Genomic DNA, 5423 nt, shown 5'->3' on the forward strand with positions numbered 1-5423 from the left:
TTAATTAATATATTTAAAATCATTAATATAGAATCTTAGCAGCAATTGAAAAAATATTGAATTAATTCGGCTTGCATAACTCTACACCGCAAGTCTCGAATGCGCCCTGTTTTTAAGACAATACAATAATGGATTCGTTCGCCGCTTGCACCGTAGAGGGGATAGGCTGTACTGTTCCGGCAGGGCGGCGTTTTCCGAAATCGTTTGCATAAACGGAAAATAGCCGATTCGCTAGCGCGACTAGGACTTTGTTACAGGATAAACCGCCATGAATACAGTTAAGTTCGATACCATCGGCCAATATCTTCTTAACCGCTTATATGCTGCCGGGGTCGGGCATGTGTTTGGCGTCCCCGGGGATTATGTATTGGGCTTTTACGATTTGATGGAGAAAAGCCCTATCCAACATATCGGCACCACCCGCGAGGATACCGCCGCCTTTGCCGCCGACGGCTATGCGCGTTGCCTGGGATTGGGGGCGTTGGCCGTCACTTATGGGGTGGGGGCGTTGAACACCGTCAATGCCGTTGCGGGCGCGTATGCGGAGTCTTCGCCCGTCATCGTGATTAGCGGCGCGCCGGGCGTGCGGGAACAAAAAGACGATCCGTTAATTCACCACCGTTTCGGCCCGTTCACCTTCCAGCGCGAAATTTTCGAACGCATCACCTGCGCGACGGCGGTGCTCAACGACCCCGTCATCGCCTTCCGGCAAATCGACCACGCCATAGCCGCCGCGCGGCAATATTGCAAACCGGTATATATCGAGATTCCCAGGGATTTGGTGCTGGCGGAAGGCTACCCCATACCGGTTACGGATACGATTGAACCAACCGGCAGCGATGAGACCGCGTTATCCGAAGCCATTGCGGAAACCATGGCCTTGCTGGAAAAATCCGTTTCGCCCATGGTCATCGCCGGTATCGAATTGCATAGGCGCGGTTTGCAAGACAGGTTGCTCGAATTGATAGAGCGCGCCCGCCTGCCGGTCACCGCCACGTTAACCGGCAAGTCGGTCATTGCCGAACGGCATCCGGCCTATCTGGGCATTTACGAAGGCGCCATGAGTTCGGAACATGCCCGCTACATGGTGGAACAGTCCGATCTGTTGTTGATGCTGGGCGTCACGTTGAATGAGGTCGATACCGGTATCTACACGGCAAAGCTGGATCCGCAACACACGATACGCGCGGCGCTCAATGAAGTGGTGATTAGCGCCCACCGCTATCCTCGGGTTGCCTTGGCCGATTATTTAAACGCGTTGGTGGAAGCGGTTAAACCTAGCGCCGCCGCTTTTCCCTCGAAGCCGGGCAAAGCGGCCGCCAGCCCGTTTCCCGAACCCGGTAAGCCTATTACCGTCAACCGGCTGGTCGACCGGCTCAATCGGGCGCTCGGCCCGGAAACCATCGTCGTCTGCGATGTGGGCGATTGCCTGTTTGCGGCCATCGACTTGCAAGTCCACGCACAAAGCGAATTTCTGGCTTCGGGTTTTTACACCACGATGGGATTTGCGGTTCCCGCGGCACTGGGCGCGCAAATCGCCCGGCCGGGGCATCGGGCGCTGATTTTGGTGGGCGACGGCGCCTTTCAAATGACCGGCACCGAGTTGTCCACGCAAGCCAGATTGGGCTTGGATTCGATTGTGATCGTGTTTAACAATCGCGGCTACAGCACCGAGCGCTGCATACTCGAAGGGCCTTTCAACGACATCGGCAATTGGCGGTTCGACCGCTTGGGCGAGGTGTTCGGGCCGCTACAGGGGTTCGACGCCGCCAGCGAAGAGGCCTTTGAAGACGCTTTGGCGCGGGCGCTCGACAACCGGAGCATGCCCAGCATCATCAATGTGCATCTTGCCGCCGACGATACCTCGGCGGCCATGAGAAGGCTGGCCGAGCATTTGAAATCCAAGGTTCAAGGCCAAGTTTGAGCATGTCCGGTTTATCCGCGCATCCCGCATTCAATGTGCTGATCGTTAGAAGCCAATGCGGCGAGGGGAGGAGGCCGGGCGCGCCCCATATTCTGCAAGCCAACGATGCCGCGCTCAAATTGTTAGGCTATGGCGGGGCGGAGTTGGCCGGCCGGCCGCTTGAACTGATTTTTTCCGAAAACAGTCTGTCGCGCTGGCGCGACGCCGCAGCCAACACGCAGCACTGCGGCATAGATAGCTGCTTTGAGGCGGAAATTCTGACCCGGGATAACGGCGGCATGCCCGCTTTGGTGTCGATTTCCGCCTTGCCCCGTCAAACGGCCGCTTATGCGGACTTTATTCTGCTGGTTCAAACGCCCGAGCCGGGCGAGGACTTGCTGGTGATGCGGCGGGTGGTTGAGCAAAGCGCCAGCGCGATGATGATTACCGACCGCGCCGGGCGTATCGAATATGTCAATCCGAAATTTACCGAACTGACCGGCTACGCGGCGGAGGAATTAATCGGCCGAAATCCCAATATTCTGCAATCCGGCCATATGTCGCCGGCGCTTTATCAATCGATGTGGGATGCGCTGCTTAGCAGTGGGCAGTGGCAGGGCGAAGTGCAAAATAAAACCAAGAGCGGCCGCGAATACTGGGTTTACGAGAGCATCAGCGCCATCAGGAACCAAACGGGCGGCATCACGCATTTTCTGGCCGTCGAAGAAGACGTGACGCATCGTAAGGCCGTGGAATCGGCCTTGTCGGAAAGCGAGGAACGGTTTCGGCAAATGGCGGAATTGTCCGGCGAATGGTTGTGGGAGCAGGATCCGGACGGCTATTACTTGTATAGCAGTGTGGCGGTCGAACAAATTTTAGGCTTCAGCCAGCAGCAAATCATAGGCAAGCATTACACGGAATTGCTGACCGCCCAGGATAAGGTCTCGCAAACCGGCTATTCCAGTAATCGGCATGCCTTTCACGCCTTGGTGAATCATTACCGGCACCGCGACGGTCATCTGGTGATGACGGAATCGACCGGCTTGCCGCTGTTCGATAGGCAAGGAAACTTGCTTAAATGGCGGGGCGTCGATAGGGACATCACCGCGCGTATGCAATTTCAAAACGCCCTGATCGAGTCGGAAAAACGCACCCGGCTGATTATCGAAAGTTCGCTGGATGCCATCGTCATTATGGATGCTTACGGCATGATTACCGACTGGAATCAACGGGCCGAAAAAATGTTCGGCTGGCCGGCCGAAGAAGCGATTGGCCGGCCCTTGGCCGAATTGATCATTCCCCAGCGTTATCGCGGCGCCCACCGCGAGGGCATGCAGACCTTTTTGAGTACCGGGGCGGGGCCGGTGTTGAACCGGCAGACCGAACAGTTGGCGACACGCCGCGACGGCAGCGAGTTTCCGGTCGAACTCAGCGTGTCGCCATTGAAGGTCGGCAATAGCTATATTTTTAGCGGTTTCATCCACGACATTTCCGGCCGCCGGGCCGCCGAACAGCAAATTCGCCAAGCGGAAGTAGATTTGGCGATTGCCCAAAATGAAATCCGAATCGCTCAGCAGATTCAGGCCACGCTGTCGCCGTCCGCGGCCATTGCAACCGAGGATTTCGCCATAACCGGATTATGCGTGCCGGCGGACAAAGTGGGCGGCGACTATTACGATTATTTTTTTCGCAACGAAACCCATCTGGATATCGTGATCGCCGATGTGTCCGGCCATTCGATCGGGCCGGCGCTCTTCATGGTGGAAACCCGCAGCGCCTTGCGGGCGCAGCACAGTTTGTCCATCGCCCCGGCGGAAACCCTGGGCATCTTGAACAGGTTTCTGTTTAGCGATTTAAATAATGCCGACTACTTCATTACCTTGTTTTATATGCAAGTCGATCTGGCCGGGCGGCGGATAAGCTATGCCAATGCCGGCCACCCGCCGCCGATATTGTTTAATCGGTTGCGGAACGAATTTTGCGAACTGGACGCCGATGGCTTGATTGTCGGTATCCGGCGGGAAGTGGCGTTCGAACAAAAGTCCATGAGTCTGGTGGAAGGGGACGCGATTCTGTTTTATACCGATGGTTTAATCGAGGCGGAAAGCCCGCGGCAGGAGTTTTTCGGCCTGGACAGGGTCAAGCTGGTTTTTCAACAAAATGCGCATCTGCCGCCGCAAGCGATTATTGACGCCTTGCATGCCGATTTACAACGGTTTTGCCAAAGAAGCCGTTTCAACGATGACATTTCGCTAATGGTTTTTAAATGGCGCTGAGCCGGACGAATAGGCAGCCCGGCTTGCAACGGCCATTTTAACCCGGACAATAGCCGAAAGCGCGGTTGCGGCCCAGGTTTTTGGCCTGATACAGCATGTTATCGGCTTCGTCCAGCAATGCGGAGGAGGCTTGATTGGGGTGGGGAATCAACGCGGCATAACCCAGGCTGATCGTTACCCAGCAGGACGCGCTGGAACCAGTGTGGGGAATTTGCATGGATTCGATGCGATGGCGCAGTTGGTCGGCAAGCTGTTGCGCGCCCTCGGTGCCGGTTTCCGGCATCAGGATTACGAATTCCTCGCCGCCGTAACGGGCAACCAGATCGCCCGGCCTGTTCACCGTGGCGGCAAACATCGTGGCCACCTGTTTCAGACACACATCGCCCTCGCCGTGGCCGTGACAGTCGTTATAGGCTTTGAAATGGTCGATATCCACCATGATGACGGCCAGCGGCGACTGGTTGCGTTGGGCGCGCTTCCATTCGACTTCCAGCATCTGATCGAAACGCCTCCGGTTGGGAATGCCGGTCAGCCCGTCTATCCAGGCCATGGATTCCAACATGTCGGTGGTCTGTTTGAGGCGGATATGGTTGCGTATCCTCGCCTTTACGACAGGCAGATAAAAGGGTTTGGTAATGTAATCCATCGCGCCCAGGTTGAGGCCGAATTCCTCGTTGGCCGCTTCGTTTAACGCGGTCACGAAGATAATGGGGATGGAATTGGTGTGCGGGTCGTTTTTCAGCCGGCGGCATACTTCGTAACCGTCTATGTCCGGCATCATGACATCCAGCAGAATCAGGTCCGGCAAACCCTGGTGCGCAATGATGCGCAGAGCGTCCTCGCCGCTGGCGGCTACTTTGACCCGGTAATCCTTAATGAGGTTTTCCGCCAAGATCTGAATGTTGGTGGGGGTGTCGTCGACGATCAGAATCAAGGGCTTGAGTGGTTCAGTCATGCCGATCCTTTCTGTATATGCTGCGTTGCAATGGCTTCCAAATCGGCAAGGGTTTTTTCCGCTTGCCGGTAATCGATAGCATTAATCTGTTTTTCAAACGTGCGTAACTGCCGCTGAAAATTTTGTCCCGGCAGCGCGTCTTGCAGCAATACTAACAGTTCGTGAGGTACGAAGTCGTTACCATTCAGCAAAGTTCGCAGTTGTCCGGCGAGTTTGCCGGCGGCGCGCCAGTCGGGTGCGTTGCCGGACGCTCCGGAGGATTCCGCGTTACCGAAGCGGGCGGCGGTTT

General features: G+C 56.1%; 4 protein-coding genes. 2 read left to right on the forward strand and 2 right to left on the reverse strand.

What is annotated here, in order from left to right; genetic code table 11:
* Positions 1–268 precede the first annotated feature (268 nt).
* Positions 269–1924: an alpha-keto acid decarboxylase family protein gene (locus NP596_RS19510; RefSeq protein WP_256617072.1), complete on the forward strand. Its 1656-nt coding sequence runs from the start codon at positions 269–271 to the stop codon at positions 1922–1924.
* A 2-nt stretch (positions 1925–1926) separates the two neighbouring features.
* Positions 1927–4179 carry a PAS domain S-box protein gene (locus NP596_RS19515; RefSeq protein ID WP_256617073.1) on the forward strand — a complete coding sequence of 751 codons (2253 nt, stop codon included), beginning with the start codon at positions 1927–1929 and terminating at the stop codon, positions 4177–4179.
* A 37-nt stretch (positions 4180–4216) separates the two neighbouring features.
* Here NP596_RS19515 and NP596_RS19520 read toward each other — a convergent pair whose 3' ends face one another.
* Positions 4217–5134: a diguanylate cyclase gene (locus tag NP596_RS19520; protein ID WP_256617074.1), complete on the reverse strand. Its 918-nt coding sequence runs from the start codon at positions 5132–5134 to the stop codon at positions 4217–4219.
* Positions 5131–5423: hypothetical protein (locus NP596_RS19525; RefSeq protein ID WP_256617075.1), on the reverse strand; the 293-nt coding region annotated here is incomplete at its 5' end. The genes NP596_RS19520 and NP596_RS19525, both read right to left, overlap by 4 nt.

Source organism: Methylomonas rivi (genome assembly GCF_024505165.1).
GTDB classification, from domain to species: domain Bacteria; phylum Pseudomonadota; class Gammaproteobacteria; order Methylococcales; family Methylomonadaceae; genus Methylomonas; species Methylomonas rivi.